Source organism: Pseudomonas sp. AU12215, from assembly GCF_001675465.2.
GTDB lineage: Bacteria > Pseudomonadota > Gammaproteobacteria > Pseudomonadales > Pseudomonadaceae > Pseudomonas > Pseudomonas nitroreducens.
In genome coordinates, this window is record NZ_MACM02000164.1 from 25183 (window position 1) to 42651 (window position 17469).

Here is a 17469-nt window from a genome sequence, read left to right on the forward strand (position 1 = left end):
CCTGCCTTCCTTCATGCCAGACATCAGCAGCGCCCAGATCGACTGGGACGAGAACGGCCAGCCCACTTCCCGCGTCTATGGCGACGTGTATTTTTCCCGCGACTCGGGCATTGCCGAGACGCGCCACGTGTTCATCGACGGCAACCGTCTGCCCGAGCGCTTCGCGGCGCTGCCAGCAGGCGGGCGCCTGTGCATTGGCGAGACCGGCTTCGGCACCGGGCTGAACTTCCTCTGCGCCTGGCAATTGTTCGAGACGCTGGCACCCGGCGATGCACGGCTACACTTCGTCACCACCGAGAAGTACCCGGTAGCACCTGAAGACCTGCGCCGCGCCTTCGCCCTCTGGCCGGAGCTGGCGCACCTGTCGGGGCAGGTGCTGGAACAGTACGTGGCGATCAATCCCGGCTTCCAGCGCTTCGTCTTCGCGGGCGGCCGCGTGGTGCTGACCCTGCTGGTGGGCGACGTACTGGACACGCTGCCGGAACTGGACGCACGCGTCGATGCCTGGTTCCTCGACGGTTTCTCCCCGGCGAAGAACCCGCAGATGTGGAACGACGCGCTCTATGCGCAGCTGGCCCGTCTTTCGGCGCCGGGCACGACCCTCGCCACCTTCACCAGCGCCGGTTTCGTCCGCCGCGGACTGGGCGCAGCCGGCTTCAAGATTCGTCGTACCCTGGGCTTCGGCAAGAAATGGGAGATGTCCCAGGGCGAATTCATCGGCCTCGAACAGCCCACCGGCAAGCCCTGGTACGCCCGCCCCGTTCGCTCGAAGGGAACGCGCCAAGCCCTGGTGATCGGCGGCGGCATGGCCGGTTGCGCCAGCGCCGCGAGTCTCGCCGCACGCGGCTGGCAGGTGACTCTGATCGAGCGTCATGCCAGCCTTGCCGAGGAAGCCTCGGGCAATCCCCAGGGCGTGCTCTATCTCAAGCTGTCCGCCCACGGCACCGCCCTGTCACGGCTGATCGTCAGCGGCTTTGGCCATTCGCGACGGCTGATCCAGCGTCTGCAGAAAGGCGAGGAATGGTCCGACTGCGGCGTGCTGCAACTGGGTTTCGATGAAGCCGAGGCCGGCCGCCAGGCGAAGCTCGCCGAAGCCTTCCCCGGCTCGCTGCTGCGCCTGCTGGACAAGACCGAGGCGGAAAGCCTCGCTGGCGTCGGCCTGCCCGCCGGCGGGCTGTTCTATCCCGAAGGTGGCTGGGTACATCCGCCGGCCCTGTGCCGGCACCTGGCGCAGCATCCGAACATCCGCGTGGTGGCCGGCGAGGAAGTCCGCCTGCAACGCGAAGCCGATGGCTGGAGCGCCTGGAGCGGCGACGCGAAACTTGCCAGCGCGCCCGTCGCCATCCTTGCCACCGCCGCCGAGGTGCGCCGCTTCGAAGGCGCATCGAGCCTGCCGATGAAGCGCATTCGCGGGCAGATCACCCGTGTGCCGGCCACCGCCGACAGCGCCGCGCTGAGTACCGTGGTTTGCGCCGAGGGCTACGTCGCCCCGCCGCGTCACGGCGAGCACACCCTGGGCGCCAGTTTCGAATTCAAGCGAGACGACACTGAGCCATCATTGGCAGAACACCTGGGCAACCTCGACCTGCTGGCGGAGATATCCACAGACCTGAGCGAACGCATGCACATCGCCCAGCTCGACCCGGCAACTCTGCAGGGCCGCGCCGCCTTCCGCTGCACCACGCCGGACTATCTGCCACTGGTGGGCCCGCTGGCCGACCGCGAAGCCTTCGCCAGCGTTTACGCTGTACTGGGCAAGGATGCGCGCCAGGTGCCGGAAACTCCGTGCCCCTGGCTCGACGGCCTGTACCTGAACAGCGCCCACGGCTCCCGCGGGCTGGTCACCGCGCCGCTGGCTGGCGAGTTGCTCGCAGCCTGGATCGACGACGAACCGCTACCCTTGCCCCGTGCCGTGGCCGAGGCCTGCCACCCGAACCGTTTCTTCCTGCGCGACATCGTGCGCGGCCAGAAGAACGCCTGATCATCTCGCGGTCCAGCGACAGGACCGCGATCAGCTTCCAGAGCGGACCACCGACATGGATGCACTGCTGCTTGAATCCTCCGCCATCGGTCTGATCCTCGGGCTGCTGCTGGGCCTGACCGGCGCCGGCGGTTCGCTGGTGGCGCTGCCATTGCTCCTCAGCCTGCACCTGCCGCTGCACGATGCCATCGGCGTCAGCCTCGGCGCCGTTGCGCTGTCGGCAGCCATTGGCGCGGTGCCGCGCGCGCGGCAGGGCCAGGTGGCGTGGAAGCCGCTGTTCTGGCTGGTGATCACCGGCTGGCCGGGCAACGCCATCGGCCAGTGGCTGGGCAAGTTCGTGCCCGATGGCTGGCTGATCATCGGCTTCTGCGTGCTGGTGCTGTGGTCGGCCTGGCGCATGTGGCAGGGCTCCAGCCAGCCGCGCGTGTCCGACCTGCCGACGCGCAACGGTCCGCTGCTTGCGGTGGGGTTGGCGGTGGGAGTGCTGTCCGGCCTGATGGGTGTGGGCGGCGGCTTCCTGATCGTACCGGGGCTGCTGTGGTTCACGCCGCTGTCGATGATGGCGGCAACCGCGACGTCGATGGCGGTGATCGCGCTGGTGTCCGGCGGTGGATTCCTGCTTTATCTGACCCACGCACAGCCACCGCTGCCCTTGCTGGCGTGCCTGGCGGCGGGCGGTGCACTGGGCGTGCTGTTCGGCAATCGCCTGGCGGTGCGCCTGGGCGGCGCGACGTTGCAGCGCCTGTTCGCGCTGATGCTGGTGGCGGTCAGCCTGTCCCTGGCGGCACAGAAACTGATGAGCTGACGCTCAGAACTCTTCTTCCTCTTCTTCCTCGACGCCGCTCCCCGGCGTCTCGAACAGCTCGGCCGCGCGCAACAGCCCGGCGAGAATCGCGTGCTGCTCCCATTCGGGCAGCCCGGCGAAGCGCTCCAGGGCGTGCTCGGGCAATAGCGCCGGGCTGTGCTTGAGCGCTTTGCGGCCATCGGCTTCAAGGCTCATCCACTGCTTGCGGCGATCACCATCGTCGCGCCGCCGCGTCAGCAGCCCCTTGCTCTCCAACCGGGCCAGTGCACCGGAAAGCGACGACTGGGACAGCGCCACGTGCCGCGCCAGCTGACCAGCGGTTATTTCCCCTTCCAACTCCACCACCTGCAGGATCAGCAACTGCAGCGGCGTCAGTTCGCCATCCCGGCCCAGGCTCTTGGAGTGCACCTCCGCCGCCTGTTGCAGGCGCCGCAGGGCCTGCAACATCGAGAGTGCGTGGGCGTTGCGCATCGAAGTCTTGCTGTCGGCCATGTCAGTCCACCTGCTGCTCCGTCATTTTTCCTCAATGAAATCAAATAGAACTCTCGCCGGATCGACGGGTCATCCCCTAAGGCGTCCGTGAGACGCCACCCACTTCATCCCCAACGGAGATCCGGTAAGGACATGTGCGGAATAGCAGGAGAGTTACGTTTCGATAAACAGGCTGCGGACCTTGCCGCAGTCGAACGCATCACCCATCACCTGGCCCCGCGAGGCCCCGACGCCTGGGGTTTCCATAGCGAAGGCCCGGTGGCCCTGGGCCATCGGCGGCTGAAGATCATGGACCTGGCTGAAGCCTCCGGTCAGCCGATGATCGATACCGCCCTGGGCCTGTCACTGGTCTTCAACGGCGCCATCTACAACTACCCCGAGCTGCGCCAGGAACTCGAAGCACTGGGCTACCGCTTCTTCTCCGGTGGCGACACCGAAGTGCTGCTCAAGGGATACCACGCCTGGGGTGAACAACTATTGCCCCGCCTCAATGGCATGTTCGCTTTCGCCATCTGGGAACGCGACAAACGGCGCCTGTTCATCGCCCGCGATCGTCTCGGCATCAAGCCGCTGTACCTGTCACAGACCGGCAAGCGCCTGCGCTTCGCCTCCAGCCTGCCGGCGTTGCTCAAGGGCGGCGATATCGACCCGGCGCTGGACCCGGTGGCACTCAACCATTACCTGAGCTTCCACGCCGTGGTGCCCGCGCCGCGCACCCTGCTGGCCGAAGTGCAGAAGCTGCCGCCGGCCACCTGGATGAGCATCGACGCCGACGGCCACACCGAGCGCCAGCGCTGGTGGTCCCTGGACTACGGCCCGCTGCCCGATGAGCGCGAGCTGACCCTGGACGATTGGGAAGACCGCCTGCTGAGCAGCCTGCGTGACGCCGTGAGCGTGCGCCAGCGCGCTGCCCGCGAGGTTGGCGTGCTGCTCTCCGGCGGTGTCGATTCCAGCCTCCTGGTCGGCCTGCTCCACGAAGCCGGCGTCGAGGACCTGCTGACCTTCTCCATCGGCTTCGAAGATGCCGGCGGCGAGCGCGGCGACGAGTTCCAGTACTCGGACCTGATCGCGAAACGCTATGGCACCCGCCACCACCAACTGCGCATCGACGAGAACGAAGTCATCTCGCAGTTGCCGGCGGCCTTCCGCGCCATGAGCGAACCGATGGTCAGCCACGACTGCATCGCCTTCTACCTGCTCTCGCGGGAAGTCTCCAAGCACTGCAAGGTGGTGCAGAGCGGCCAGGGCGCCGACGAGCTGTTCGCCGGCTACCACTGGTACCCGAAAGTGGCCGGCGCGAGGGACCCGCTGCAGGCCTACCGCGCGGCCTTCTTCGATCGCAGCCACGGCGAGTACCTGGACACAGTCCGCGAGGCGATGCGGGTCGAGGACGTGGCCAGCGAGTTCGTCCGCGACCACTTCGCCCAACCCGGCGCAGAAGACCCGGTGGACAAGGCGTTGCGCCTGGACAGCACCATCATGCTGGTCGACGACCCGGTCAAGCGCGTGGACAACATGACCATGGCCTGGGGCCTGGAAGCCCGCGTGCCGTTCCTCGACTACCGCGTCGCGGAACTGTCGGCGCGCATCCCGTCGCGCTTCAAGCTCGGCGACGGCGGCAAGCAGGTGCTCAAGGCCGCCGCGCGCAAGGTCATCCCCAGCGAGGTGATCGACCGGCCCAAGGGCTACTTCCCGGTGCCCGGCCTCAAGCACCTGCAAGGCAATACCCGCGCCTGGGTCAGCGAATTGCTGCTGGACCCGAGCCAGGACCGTGGACTGTTCGAGACGGCGATGTTCGACCGCCTGCTCAGCGACCCGGCGAGCGATCTCACTCCGCTGCGTGGTTCCAAGTTGTGGCAGTTGGCGGCCCTCAACCTCTGGCTGACGGAACAAGGCCTCTAGAGCCCGGCGGCGTCGTGCGTGGCGCCGCCTACCCCACAGCCCAGGACAGATACTTATCAGGGAGCGCACGATGAAACCCCATTCCAACCTGCCCCATCCCCACAACCAGAGGCTGCTGCGCGGCCAGACGCCGACCTACGAGCGCCTGCAGGCGCGCTTCGCCGGCGACCACGCGGAAAGCCACGGCCCGCTGATCCTGCAATGCGGCTGGGGCCGCCTGCTGATCGGCCATACCTTCTCCAGCCCGGACAAGCTGGCGGCCGAGTTGCTCAACGAACAACCCGGCGAGCGCGACATTGCCCTCTACGTCGCCGCGCCACAGCAGGTGCTGTCCCACGCCCCGCAGCAACTCTTCCTCGACCCCTCGGACGCGCTGCGCCTGTGGTTCACCGACTACCGCCCGGCGCGCCGACCCTTCCGCGGCTTCCGCATCCGCCGCGTGCACAGCGACGACGACTGGACGGCGATCAACCGCCTGTACCTCTCGCGCGGCATGCTGCCGGTCGATCCCTCCAACGTCACCCCGCGCCACCAGGGCGGCCCGGCCTACTGGCTGGCGGAAGACGCCGAGACCGGCACGGTGATCGGCACCGTCATGGGTATCAACCACGCCAAGGCCTTCCGCGATCCCGAAGGCGGCTCCAGCCTCTGGTGCCTGGCCGTGGACCCGCAGTCCAGCCGGCCCGGCGTCGGCGAAGCGCTGGTACGCCACCTGATCGAACACTTCATGAGCCGCGGGCTGGCCTATCTGGACCTGTCGGTGCTGCACGGCAACCAGCAGGCCAAGTCGCTGTACCGCAAGCTGCGCTTCCGTGAACTGCCGACCTTCGCAGTGAAGTGCAAGAACGGCATCAACCAGTCGCTGTTCCTTGGCCCCGGCCCGGAAAAGGGACTCAATCCCTACGCGAAAATCATCGTCGACGAAGCCCATCGACGCGGCATCGAGGTGCAGGTGCAGGACGCCGACGCCGGCCTCTTCACCCTCACCCAGGGCGGCCGACGCATTCGCTGCCGCGAGTCGCTGTGCGACCTCACCAGCGCCGTCAGCATGAGCCTGTGCCAGGACAAGACCCTCACCCACCGCGCCCTCGACCGCGCCGGCCTGCGCCAGCCGCAGCAACGCCTGGCCGCCAGCGCCGAAGACAACGCGGCATTCCTCGAAGAACACGGCGCGCTGGTAGTCAAGCCGGTGGACGGCGAACAGGGCCAGGGTGTCGCCGTGGACCTGCGCACGGCCGAGGAGGTGGAGAGCGCCGTCGCCCACGCGAAGCAGTTCGACACCCGCGTCATCCTCGAGAGCTACCACCCCGGCAATGACCTGCGCATCGTGGTGATCGGTTACGAAGTGGTGGCCGCCGCCATTCGCCGCCCCGCCGAGGTGATCGGCGATGGTCGGCACAGCATCCGCAAGCTGATCGAGGCGCAGAGCCGCCGGCGCCAGGCTGCGACCGGAGGCGAAAGCCGCATCCCGCTGGACGGCGAGACCGAGCGCACCCTGGCCGCCGCCGGCTTCAGCTACGACGATGTGCTGCCCAGCGGCCAACGCCTGGCCGTACGCCGCACCGCCAACCTGCACACCGGCGGCACCCTGGAAGACGTCACCGAGCGCCTGCACCCGGCCCTGGCCGACGCCGCCATCCGCGCCGCGCGAGCGCTGGAGATTCCGGTCACCGGCCTCGACCTGCTGGTCACCGAGGCCGACCAGGCGGACTACGTGATCATCGAGGCCAACGAGCGCCCCGGCCTGGCCAACCATGAGCCGCAGCCGACCGCCGAACGCTTCGTCGACCTGCTCTTCCCGCTGAGCCGCGAACTCCTGCATCGCGACAACCGTGATCAGCCTCACCCCAACGAAGAGGCCCCGGCATGACCCAACTGCCACAACCCGACCTCAACTACCTGCAGCGCGTGCTGCTGGAAATGCTCGCCATCCCCAGCCCCACCGGTTTCACCGACACCATCGTGCGCTACGTCGCCGAACGGCTGGAGGAGATCGGCGTGCCCTTCGAGATGACTCGCCGCGGGACCATCCGCGCCACCCTGCTGGGCCGGCGCAAGAGCCCGGACCGCGCCGTCTCGGCGCACCTGGACACCATCGGCGCCATCGTCCGCGAGATCAAACCCAACGGCCGCCTGGCCCTGGCGCCGGTGGGCTGCTGGTCAAGCCGCTTCGCCGAGGGCAGCCGGGTCACGGTGTTCTGCGAGAACGGCGTATTCCGCGGCAGCGTGCTGCCGCTGATGGCCTCCGGGCACGCCTTCAACACCGCGGTGGATACGTTGCCGATCAGCTGGGATCACGTCGAGCTGCGCCTGGACACCTACACCGCCAGCCGTGCCGACAGCGAATCCATCGGCGTGGCCATCGGCGATTTCGTCGCCTTCGACCCGCTGCCCGAGTTCACCGAGAGCGGCCACATCAGCGCCCGCCACCTCGACGACAAGGCCGGCGTGGCCGCGCTGCTGGCCTCGCTCAAGGCCATCGTCGAAGCCGGCCAGGTGCCGCCGATCGACTGCCACCCACTGTTCACCATCACCGAGGAAATCGGCTCCGGCGCGGCCGGCGCGCTGCCCTGGGATGTGAGCGAATTCGTCGGCATCGATATCGCGCCGGTGGCCGAGGGGCAGAACTCCAGCGAACATGCGGTCAGCGTGGCGTTGCAGGACTCCGGTGGGCCTTACGATTTCCACTTGTCCCGGCACCTGCTGCGCCTGGGCGAGCGCCACGAGATCGCCGTGCGCCGGGACCTGTTCCGCTACTACCACAGCGATGCGCAGTCGGCGATCACCGCCGGCCACGACATCCGCACAGCGCTGCTGGCCTTTGGCTGCGACGCCACCCATGGCTACGAGCGCACCCATATCGACAGCCTGGCCGCACTATCGAAACTGCTGACTGCTTACCTGCTCAGCCCGCCGGTCTTCGACAGCGACGCCGAACCCAGCGAGGGCACGCTGGAGCGCTTCAGCAAGCAACTGGAGCACCCGGTGCACATGGAAAGCACCACCCATGTACCGCCGGTGGACGACCTGATCGACAGCACCGACAGCGGCGACCGGGGCAAGGACTCGGATAAGGGCAAGAACTGAAGCTGCACTCACCGCATCGCGGGACTACAATCCCGCGCTGCGATTCCGAGTACTCCGCCATGCTGATTCCTTACGATCTGATCGAAGCCTACACCCTGAACAACCTGCTGGAAGACTTCGTCACCCGCGAAGGCACCGACAACGGCGACGACACGCCCCTGGACGTGCGCGTAGAGCGCGCGCGCCATGCGCTCAAGCGCGGCGAGGCGGTGATCGTCTTCGACCCGGAAAGCCAGCAGTGCCAGCTGATGCTGAAAAGCGAAGTGCCGAGGGAGTGGCTGGAGGACTGATAGAGCGTCAGGAACTCCTGCAGCTGTCGATCCCGCTCAGATCACGGCGCGAGACGAGGCCCGAGCAACACCACGCTGGCGCCGATCACGCAGAGCGCCACGCCGACCCAGTCGCTCCACAGCGGGCGACTCTTTTCCACGAAGGACAGCCAGAACAGCGACGCGGCCACATAGATACCGCCGTACGCCGCGTAGGCGCGTCCGGCATAGTTCGCCTCGACGCGGGTAAGCAGCAGGGCGAACAGCGTCAGGCTGAGCAACCCGGGAATGATCCACAGGGCGCTCTTGTCCAGGCGCAGCCAGAGGTAGAAGGCGTAGCAGCCAGCGATCTCGCAGAACGCGGCGAGGACGAACCAGAGGTAATTGATCATGGGTGCTTTCCGTAACGGGAGGCGCGCCATCAGCCGCGCAGGCCGCCCTCGCGCTCCCAGGCGCAACGCACTTTCAGCTCACCTTCGCGCGGGCTGTGGAAACCATTCTCGGATTCCCAGCGGAAAGTGTGGCTGCCGTTGACCTCGGTTTCCAGGTGCACCACCGCACTGGCCCAGTAAAGGCGGCGCAACAGCGCTTCGAACTGTTCGACCCAGAGTTTCCACTCGTACTCGATGGTCTGGTAACTGGCGCCGAAATGGATCACCTGGGACTGGTACAGGCCCGCGCCTTCGGTCTCGCAGCGGCTGAACATTTCGCGGCCCAGGAACGGCCAGGCCTCGCCCATGGGCAGGCTGTCGAGGACCTTGCGGTTGGCGGCGCGGCGCAGGCGGCGCTCCATCGAGTCGCCGGGCCAGTCGCGGATGCAGCCATAGACGATGGATTCACAGTGCAAGCGGGTTCTTCCTTCAATGACACCGGAGCCTTCTAACACAGGCCCGACGATGCGCAAAGCACGAATCCCAAGAGCTGGGCGGTAGCCCGAAAAAGCAAAAGCCCCGCGACATTCGCGGGGCTTTTACCGGGGTCCAACGTACATCAGCCAGGCAGGCCGGTGACTAAAACTAACCCTTTGCACCGGCCTGGGCAAGCCCTGTCTTTCATTGCACCGAAAGAGGGCAAAATCAGGAAAGGCTGCGGCGCTTGGCCTGCATCTTCTCCGCCATCTTGGCCATCTCGTCGTAGAGCGCCTGGGGGTTCTGCTGCTTGATCTGCCAGGCCATGCGACCCTGTTCATGAGGCAGGATCATGAAGACGTCGCGGGCCACTTCCTGGTGGATGTAGTCGGCGATGTCGGCGGCGCTGATGGGCGAGCTTTCCAGCAGCTTGCCGACCTGGGTCTTCATTTCCGGGCTGGGGCCGCGGAAGGAGTCCAGCAGGTTGGTCTGGAAAAACGACGGGCAGACCACATGGACCTTCACGTCCACCAGGCTGAGGTCGGCCAGCAGGCTTTCCGACAGCGCCACCACACCGGCCTTGGCCACGTTGTAGTTGCTCATCGCCGGGCCCTGCATCAGCGCGGCCATGGAGGCGATGTTGATGATGCGGCCCTTGCTCTTTTCCAGCAGCGGCAGGAAGGCCTTGCAGCCCTTGACCACCCCCATCAGGTTGATCGAGATCTGCCAGTCCCAGTCCTCCAGCGACAGTTCGCTGAAGAAGCCGCCGGAAGCGACGCCGGCATTGTTGACGATGATGTCGATGCCGCCGAACTTCTCTTCGCAGTTCTGCGCCAGCTGGGTCAGCTGACTGTAGTCGCGCACGTCGCAGCGCTGGGTGAAGCCGTCGCCGCCAGCCTCGCGCACCAGCTTGAGAGTTTCCTGCAGGCCTGCTTCGTTAACGTCGGCCAGCGCCAGCTTCCAGCCCTCGCGGGCCCAGCGCAGGGCGATTTCGCGTCCGAGGCCGGAACCGGCGCCGGTGATCATGATGCGATTTTGCATAAGGGAGGTCTGCCTTTTCTTGTCTTGTTCGGGACGGGTGGTCGACGAGGATCTGTCGACGACTGTGGCCCGAAGTGTAACCAAGGCTTTCGACCATCAGCGGTGAAATCAGGGCGCTGAATGCCCCTGGCAAACCGCCGGCGCACTAGTGATTCACGGCTTGCAGGGTCAGGCCTGGGCGAGCACGCAGAGCTTGCCCAGCACCAGGGCGATGCCGGCGGAGACGAGCAGGTGGGCAGCGCAGTTGATACGTTCGCGCTTGAGCTGGGCAAAGCCCTGGATACGGTAGCGGAGGAGGAAGACGCCCAGCGCCACCGGAAGCGCCGGACCGAGGAAAACGAATTGCCAATAGCGGTCGGGGTCGACCACCGGGTCCAGGGTCATGGCTTCGGCCAACGGCGGCAGGCCCAGCCCGCACTGGACGAGCAACCACACCACGCCCAGCACAACCAGTACAACGCCCAGCATCCCTACGACTCCCTGATGGCAAAGGCCCAGTATGTTAGTACAGGCCTCCCCAGCGGGCTGTGCGACGAATCACCCTGTGGCGTATCAGCGCGGTGACAAAAACCGACTTACCTGGGGCCTCCGTGGTCGGGTGTTCCCCTCACCCCAGCCCTCGCCACTGGGATAGGGCTGGGGTGAGGGGTTTAACGGGTCACGCCGATCCACTCGGTCAGATACGTCCGAGCAACAACAGCACCAGCAGAACGACCAGTACGACACCGATGACGCCCGACGGGCCGTAACCCCAGTTGCGCGAGTGGGGGAAGACCGGCAGGCCGCCGATCAGCATCAAGATCAGGATGATCAACAGGATGGTCCCGAGTCCCATATCGTCTCTCCTCTTTCAGTCGACGAGGGGCGATGGCTCGCGGGATGCGATTGGCCAGCGCTTATGAGTTCCGACCGGGCGGTTGCGCGGAAGATTCAAAGAATCTGCACGCCGCCGGGATCAGCTCAGATCGCGGGGTAATGAGCCCTTGCGCAGGCGCAGGAACATCAACGCGGCAGTGCGCGCATCGCCGATGGCGGTGTGGCGACCTTCGATGGGAATTTCCAGGTTGCGCGCCAGGGTATCGAAGCGCAGGTCCAGGTGCAGGTCGGGAAAGCGCCGGCTCATCTTGCGGTGGTAGATCTCGGAGACCTCGACGCGGGGATTGTCGAGCCGCGCGCCGAGCTGCTCGCGCAGATGCCGGCGCAGTACGGCGACATCGAAGGACAGGTAGTAACCCAGCAGCGGGCGGACGCCGATGAACGCCTGTACCCGCTTCAGCGCCTCCGCCAGCGGCAGCTGGCCTTCGAGGTCGGCGCGGCGCAGCTTGTGGATGCGGATCGACTCGCCGTCCAGCGATGGCGGCGGTTCCACCAGCAGCTCCAGGCGCTCGCCGAGGATCAGCTTGCCTCGGCGGATCACCACGGCGCCGATGCTGAGGATGTCGGCCTTGCGCGGATCGAGGCTGGTGGTTTCCAGGTCCAGCGACACCAGTTCCTCCGCCTCGGCCGGATCATGCCGCCACCAGTAGAGGCGACGGCGCCAGGCGGACCAGTGCGGATCGGGGGCGGCGACGCAGGCGTTCATCGGGTCTCCAGATGGAATTGGCGGGTCAGGCTCTGCTTGAACTTCTTCACCGTGTGCAAGCCGAAGCGCAGCAGGTCGCGCTCGTGGCGGCTCAGTCGGGAAACATCGAGCCCCTGCTCGCGACCGTCACGCTTGCCGTCCAATTGCTGGCGCAGGCGCAGTTGAAGGAACAGCTCGAAGGACTCGACCAGGTTGTCCACCAGCGACTCGTCCAGCACGCCGAGCGCCTTCAGCGCAGTCAGCCGGCCCAGCGTGCCGCGCTCCTCCAGGCCTTCGCGCACAGCCAGCACGCGGGCGCCGTGGACGATGGGGAAGATGCCGCCGCGCTTCACGTCGAGCTGCGCATCCTGGGTCTTGAGTTGGCCGAGGAAGGTCAGCGGCGTGTCGAATTGCAGCGCCGGCAAGGCGAGGTCGCTCATCCAGCGGCTGCTGTCGCCAGCCAGTTCACCCAGGCATTCGCGCAGGCCGTCGAACAGCCGCCGGTTGCCCGCCACCGGCCAGGCATCGGCAAGAATCGACAGGCGCATCAGTTGCTCCGGGCGCCCCTGCAACGGCAACTCGCGCAATTCGCGCTGCCATTCCGACAAGGCTTTGCACCACTCCGGCCGGCTGGCCATCACGCCACCGGGACATGGCGGATAGCCGAATTCCAACAAGGCGGCAGAGAAGCGCTGCATCAGCAGCAGGCCCTGCTCCACCGGCAGACCGTCGTCGAGGATCAGCGCGTTGTCCTGGTCGGTTTTCAGCAGTTGCTCCGCGCGCCCTTCGCTGCCCATCACCAGCAGGCAGCAGCGGCCGCGCAGCACCGGCGGCACTTGCAGTTCGAAGAGGCGCTCGAGCAATTGTTCGTTCAGCGCGCTGACCAGTTGCATGATGAAACGCAGGCGGATGCCATTGCCCGCCAGGGTGGCGATCAGCGTGTGCAGGGTCTCGGCCGCGGCGCGCAGCTCGGCCTCGCTCTCGGCGCGAGCGATGCGCAGCGCCAGCACATGGGAGTGGGTGGAGAACAGGCTGAGCACCTGGGTCAGGTGCAACAGGCCGACCACCCTGCCCTCCTCGCACACCGCCACGCGTTCGATGCGCTGGCGGGTCATGAGGATCATCGCGTCGAAGAGAAAATCCCCCAGCTCGACATGGCTCAGCGGGCGGTGCGCCAGCGGGCCGATGGGTTGCGTCTCGCTGAAGCCGTCGCGGAAGTGCGCGGTCATCAGGTCGGTGCGGGTGACAATGCCCAGGGCACCTTCCTCGCGCACCAGCAAGGCGTCGGCACCATGGCTCAGCTGCAGGCGCGCCGCATCGCCCAGCGGCAACGTAGGCTCCACTTCAATGGCCGGCAACAGGTGTTCGGAGGCGATACGGGTGAGGATGAATTCGGCCAGGTTCTGCCCGTCGCGGCGCTCCAGCTGGCGCTTGCTGGCCAGGTCCGCGCGGAAGAATTGCGCGAACTGGGGATTGTCCGCGCAGAGCTGATGGAAAACCGCCGCGGGCAGTTCGTAGACGATGCTTTCTTCCACTGCCTGGTAACGGTGCTTGCTGCTGCCGGAGAGCAATCCGCGAACATCGAACAGGTCTTCGGCGCCATATTGCGCGAACAGCCTGCCGTCCTCGCCGCGCTCTTCGATCACACCCTTCATCAGGATGAACAGGCAGGGCACCGGCGCACCCGCCTCGAGCAGTACTTCGTCGACCGTGTAGTAACCCACACTCAATGCATCGCGCAGCTGCTCGCGCTCCAGCGGACGAAGCTGGTCGAAAGGAGGCGAGGCGAAGTTGAAATCGTCGGACATCCGTTATCCATCCCTGTCAAAAAAGCAGGGCCGGAGGTGTTTCCACCTCCGGCCCCGGCAGGTTAGCTCAAGCGATCAGTGGGCAACGGCGCCAGTGGCACCCAGGCCGGTCTGCGAGCGAATGAATTGCGGGAAGAAGCGTGCGCGCTCCTCGTCGGCAGCGGCGGACTTGTCGGTGATGGAGAAGAACCAGATACCGATGAAGGCCACGGCCATGGAGAACAGCGCCGGGTATTCGTACGGGTAGATGGCTTTCTCGTGGCCGAGGATCTGTACCCAGATGGTCGGGCCGAGGATCATCAGGGTCACCGCGGTGATCAGGCCGAGCCAGCCGCCGATCTTCGCGCCACGGGTGGTCAGTTTCTTCCAGTACATCGAGAGCAGCAGCACCGGGAAGTTGCAGCTGGCGGCGATGGAGAAGGCCAGGCCGACCATGAAGGCGATGTTCTGCTTCTCGAAGAGGATGCCGAGAACGATGGCCACCACGCCGAGGCAGACGGTGGTGATCTTCGACACGCGCAGCTCATCCTTCTCGTTGGCCTTGCCGCCTTTGAGCACGCTGGCGTACAGGTCGTGGGACACGGCCGAGGCACCGGCCAGGGTCAGGCCGGCAACCACCGCGAGGATGGTGGCGAACGCGACGGCGGAGATGAAGCCGAGGAACAGGCTGCCACCCACTGCATTGGCCAGGTGCACGGCGGCCATGTTGTTGCCGCCCAGCAGGGCGCCGGTGGCGTCCTTGAAGTCCGGGTTGGTGCTGACCAGCAGGATCGCGCCGAAGCCGATGATGAAGGTCAGGATGTAGAAGTAGCCGATGAAGCCGGTAGCGAAGAACACCGACTTGCGGGCTTCCTTGGCGTCACTGACGGTGAAGAAGCGCATCAGGATGTGCGGCAGGCCGGCGGTGCCGAACATCAGCGCGAAGCCCAGGGAGAACGCGGAGATCGGGTCCTTCACCAGGCCGCCGGGGCTCATGATGCCCTCGCCTTTCGGGTGGACCTTGATGGCTTCGGAGAACAGGGTGCTGATGTCGAAGTTGACGTGCTTGAGCACCATGATCGCCATGAACGTGGCGCCCGAGAGCAGCAGCACGGCCTTGATGATCTGCACCCAGGTGGTGGCGAGCATGCCGCCGAACAGCACGTACAGCACCATCAGGATGCCGACCAGGACCACGGCGACGTGGTAGTTCAGGCCGAACAGCAGCTCGATCAGCTTGCCGGCGCCGACCATCTGCGCGATCAGGTAGAAGGCCACGACCACCAGCGAGCCACAGGCGGACAGGGTGCGGATGTCCTTCTGTTTGAGGCGATAGGACGCCACGTCGGCGAAGGTGTACTTGCCCAGGTTGCGCAGGCGTTCGGCGATCAGGAAAAGGATGATCGGCCAGCCGACGAGGAAGCCGATGGAGTAGATCAGGCCGTCGTAGCCGGAAGTGAACACCAGCGCGGAAATACCCAGGAAGGACGCGGCGGACATGTAGTCGCCGGCGATCGCCAGGCCGTTCTGGAAGCCGGTGATGCTGCCGCCGGCGGTATAGAAGTCAGCAGCGGACTTGCTGCGCTTGGAGGCCCAGTAGGTGATGCACAGGGTCAGGCCGACGAAGGCGACGAACATGACGATGGCGGAGATGTTCAGCGGCTGGCGCTGAACTTCGCCGGTGAGGGCGTCAGCCCAGAGTGACGGAGCGAAAGCGGCCAGTGCGAGGGCCGCAGAAATTCGGCCTTTCATTGCTGGGCCTCCTTGAGGATTTCCTGGTTGAGGCGGTCGAATTCACCGTTCGCCCGGCGCACGTAGATGCCGGTGAGCACGAAGGCAGAGAGAATCAGCCCGACGCCCATGGGGATGCCCCAGGTGACGGACGAATCGGCGCTGATCTTCGCGCCCAGCAGCTGCGGCTGGAAGGCGATGAGCAGGATGAAGACCACGTACAGGCCCAACATGATCAGGGAGAGCAGCCAGGCGAATCGCTCGCGCTTGGCCACCAACTCTTTGAAGCGCGGATTGGTATCAATCCGCTGGTAGATGCTGTCGTTCATTTTGTTCTTGTCCTCACAGCGGGGATGACGCGGATGTCGTCGATCCCTAATTTATTGGAGCGCTGCAAGCTCTCCAGACGACTTTAGTCGTAGCGATTTGCCCTCTCTTGCGAACAAGCCCGGAATAGACGCCTCGGAATAAAAAAATCCCCCGCGAACGATGGCGTTCGCCGGGGATTCTTCTGTTGCTGGCGTCAGTTCGGCCTAGAAGATCACAGCCATTCCTTCACGCGATCCGGATGCGCTTCGACCCATTTCTTGGCGGCCACTTCCGGCTTCTCGCCATTCTGCACGGCGAGCATGACTTCGCCGATTTCCTGGCCGTCCTTCCACTGGAACTTCTTCAGGAAGGCCCAGACTTCCGGCGCCTTCTTCTCCAGCGCCGGGTTGGCCACGCTGTCGACGTGCTCTTCTTCGCCGTAGACCTTTTTCGGGTCTTCGAGGAACTTCAGCTTCCACTTGGCGAACATCCAATGCGGAATCCAGCCGGTCACGGCAATGGCCTTCTTGTCGTTCTCCGCACGTGTCAGCTCGGCGATCATGCCGCTGCCGGAACTGGCTACCAGCTTGTAGTCCAGGCCGTAGTCCTTGATCGCCTGGTCGGTCTTGAGCATCACGCCGGCGCCGGCGTCGATGCCGACGATGCGGCCGCCGAAGTCATCCTTCTGCGCCTTGAGGTCCTCGATGCTGTTGGCTTTCACGTATTCGGGCACGATCAGGCCGATCTTCGCGCCCGGGTAGTTCACGCCCAGGTTGGTGACCTTGTCCTTCATCTTCTCGTAGTAGGCGCCGTGTGTGACCGGCAGCCAGGCCGAGAGCATGGCGTCGAGCTTGCCGCGCGCCACGCCCTGCCACATGATCCCGGCGGCAACCGGCATCAGCTTGACCTGGTAGCCGAGCTTCTCGCGCATGATCTCGGCGGCGACGTGGGTGGTCGCCACGCTGTCCGACCAGCCGTCCACGTAACCGATGGTGATTTCCGGCTTGGCCGCCGCGCCGGCCAGCCCGGCCGCCGCCGACAGCACCAGACCTGCGCCCAGGCCCAACAGGCGTCGCATCATTGTCATGGTTTTCTCCCCGTGATTTTTCGTTGCGGCGTCCGGGTAGACCCGGCGCCATTCGCGGTCTTGGCCGCCCTTTCATGATCGGCGCCCGCTGCTGGCGAACTGCTCTGAGAACGACGCCAAACGGTCCGATCCACGACAGAAACCGTCCATCCACGACCGCGCCATTCCATCCACGACGAAGGTGCCGGCCTATCGCCTCCATACAGAGGCTCGATTACTCGAGAGGGTTCCTGCGCAGTAGGCTTTCAGCAACGGAGAATCATTCTCGACTGGAGGATCGCCACCATGCTCAAGACCGTCACCTTCACCCTGATGCACTTCGCCATCGCCTTCAGCGTCGCCTACGCGCTGACCGGCAGCATCACCGTGGGCGGCCTGGTGGCGATCGTCGAGCCGCAGTGCAACGCGGTGGGCTTCCACTTCCACGAGAAGTTCTGGAAGCGCATCGAGGGCAACGCGGCCCAGCCGACGCACAACTGGATTCACCGCCACGCGTGAACGCCTCGCACGGGCACTGACGGCGGCAAGCGGCGTTGCTAAGATGCGCGCCTCGCCACGGTTCGCGTGCC

At 65.7% G+C, this 17469-nt stretch carries 18 protein-coding genes; 7 read left to right on the plus strand and 11 right to left on the minus strand.

Annotated features, from left to right (window positions below; translation table 11 throughout):
• Nucleotides 1-13 precede the first annotated feature (13 nt).
• Nucleotides 14-1981 (plus strand): bifunctional tRNA (5-methylaminomethyl-2-thiouridine)(34)-methyltransferase MnmD/FAD-dependent 5-carboxymethylaminomethyl-2-thiouridine(34) oxidoreductase MnmC, encoded by a 1968-nt coding sequence (gene mnmC / locus A9513_RS25600; protein ID WP_065085954.1) that lies wholly within the window; start codon nucleotides 14-16, stop codon nucleotides 1979-1981.
• 55 nt (nucleotides 1982-2036) lie between these two features.
• Nucleotides 2037-2786 carry a sulfite exporter TauE/SafE family protein gene (locus A9513_RS25605; RefSeq protein WP_065085955.1) on the plus strand — a complete coding sequence of 250 codons (750 nt, stop codon included), beginning with the start codon at nucleotides 2037-2039 and terminating at the stop codon, nucleotides 2784-2786.
• A gap of 3 nt (nucleotides 2787-2789) precedes the next feature.
• On the opposite strand, the gene A9513_RS25610 is transcribed toward A9513_RS25605, so the two are convergent.
• Entirely contained in the window at nucleotides 2790-3278 is a 489-nt protein-coding gene (locus A9513_RS25610) for a MarR family winged helix-turn-helix transcriptional regulator (protein ID WP_024766153.1), read from the minus strand.
• A 132-nt stretch (nucleotides 3279-3410) separates the two neighbouring features.
• Between A9513_RS25610 and A9513_RS25615 the strand changes: the two genes are divergently transcribed.
• The 4 genes from A9513_RS25615 (at nucleotide 3411) to A9513_RS25630 (ending at nucleotide 8557) form a co-directional block, all read left to right on the plus strand.
• On the plus strand, nucleotides 3411-5180 hold the full coding sequence (locus A9513_RS25615; protein WP_065085956.1) for an N-acetylglutaminylglutamine amidotransferase: 1770 nt from the start codon (nucleotides 3411-3413) through the stop codon (nucleotides 5178-5180).
• 70 nt (nucleotides 5181-5250) lie between these two features.
• Complete coding sequence (ngg, locus tag A9513_RS25620) at nucleotides 5251-7050, plus strand: N-acetylglutaminylglutamine synthetase (protein WP_037009261.1); 1800 nt, start codon at nucleotides 5251-5253, stop codon at nucleotides 7048-7050.
• Nucleotides 7047-8267 (plus strand): osmoprotectant NAGGN system M42 family peptidase, encoded by a 1221-nt coding sequence (locus A9513_RS25625; protein WP_024766156.1) that lies wholly within the window; start codon nucleotides 7047-7049, stop codon nucleotides 8265-8267. Before ngg ends, A9513_RS25625 begins: the two co-directional genes overlap by 4 nt.
• Nucleotides 8268-8326: 59 nt before the next feature.
• Nucleotides 8327-8557, plus strand: a complete 231-nt coding sequence (locus A9513_RS25630; RefSeq protein WP_024766157.1) for a YheU family protein — start codon at nucleotides 8327-8329, stop codon at nucleotides 8555-8557.
• Between the two features lie 41 nt (nucleotides 8558-8598).
• On the opposite strand, the gene A9513_RS25635 is transcribed toward A9513_RS25630, so the two are convergent.
• From A9513_RS25635 to A9513_RS25680, 10 genes are all read right to left on the minus strand, one after another.
• Entirely contained in the window at nucleotides 8599-8928 is a 330-nt protein-coding gene (locus A9513_RS25635) for a YnfA family protein (protein ID WP_024766158.1), read from the minus strand.
• 29 nt (nucleotides 8929-8957) lie between these two features.
• Nucleotides 8958-9383: a hypothetical protein gene (locus A9513_RS25640; protein WP_024766159.1), complete on the minus strand. Its 426-nt coding sequence runs from the start codon at nucleotides 9381-9383 to the stop codon at nucleotides 8958-8960.
• A gap of 229 nt (nucleotides 9384-9612) precedes the next feature.
• Nucleotides 9613-10425, minus strand: a complete 813-nt coding sequence (locus tag A9513_RS25645) for an SDR family oxidoreductase (protein WP_038803310.1) — start codon at nucleotides 10423-10425, stop codon at nucleotides 9613-9615.
• Between the two features lie 168 nt (nucleotides 10426-10593).
• Nucleotides 10594-10893, minus strand: a complete 300-nt coding sequence (locus tag A9513_RS25650) for a hypothetical protein (protein WP_024763450.1) — start codon at nucleotides 10891-10893, stop codon at nucleotides 10594-10596.
• A 208-nt stretch (nucleotides 10894-11101) separates the two neighbouring features.
• Nucleotides 11102-11260, minus strand: a complete 159-nt coding sequence (locus tag A9513_RS25655; RefSeq protein WP_017522017.1) for a DUF3309 family protein — start codon at nucleotides 11258-11260, stop codon at nucleotides 11102-11104.
• 120 nt (nucleotides 11261-11380) lie between these two features.
• Nucleotides 11381-12007, minus strand: coding sequence for a 3'-5' exonuclease (locus A9513_RS25660; protein ID WP_065085957.1), 627 nt, complete (start codon nucleotides 12005-12007; stop codon nucleotides 11381-11383).
• Entirely contained in the window at nucleotides 12004-13794 is a 1791-nt protein-coding gene (locus A9513_RS25665) for a DUF294 nucleotidyltransferase-like domain-containing protein (RefSeq protein WP_065085958.1), read from the minus strand. Before A9513_RS25665 ends, A9513_RS25660 begins: the two co-directional genes overlap by 4 nt.
• A gap of 75 nt (nucleotides 13795-13869) precedes the next feature.
• Nucleotides 13870-15525 carry a cation acetate symporter gene (locus tag A9513_RS25670; RefSeq protein WP_065085959.1) on the minus strand — a complete coding sequence of 552 codons (1656 nt, stop codon included), beginning with the start codon at nucleotides 15523-15525 and terminating at the stop codon, nucleotides 13870-13872.
• Nucleotides 15522-15833 carry a DUF485 domain-containing protein gene (locus A9513_RS25675; RefSeq protein WP_024763446.1) on the minus strand — a complete coding sequence of 104 codons (312 nt, stop codon included), beginning with the start codon at nucleotides 15831-15833 and terminating at the stop codon, nucleotides 15522-15524. The genes A9513_RS25670 and A9513_RS25675 overlap by 4 nt, the downstream gene beginning before the upstream one ends.
• A gap of 212 nt (nucleotides 15834-16045) precedes the next feature.
• Complete coding sequence (locus A9513_RS25680) at nucleotides 16046-16900, minus strand: glycine betaine ABC transporter substrate-binding protein (protein WP_024763445.1); 855 nt, start codon at nucleotides 16898-16900, stop codon at nucleotides 16046-16048.
• Nucleotides 16901-17185: 285 nt separating this feature from the next.
• Between A9513_RS25680 and A9513_RS25685 the strand changes: the two genes are divergently transcribed.
• Nucleotides 17186-17398 carry a DUF2061 domain-containing protein gene (locus A9513_RS25685; protein ID WP_065085960.1) on the plus strand — a complete coding sequence of 71 codons (213 nt, stop codon included), beginning with the start codon at nucleotides 17186-17188 and terminating at the stop codon, nucleotides 17396-17398.
• Nucleotides 17399-17469 lie beyond the last annotated feature (71 nt).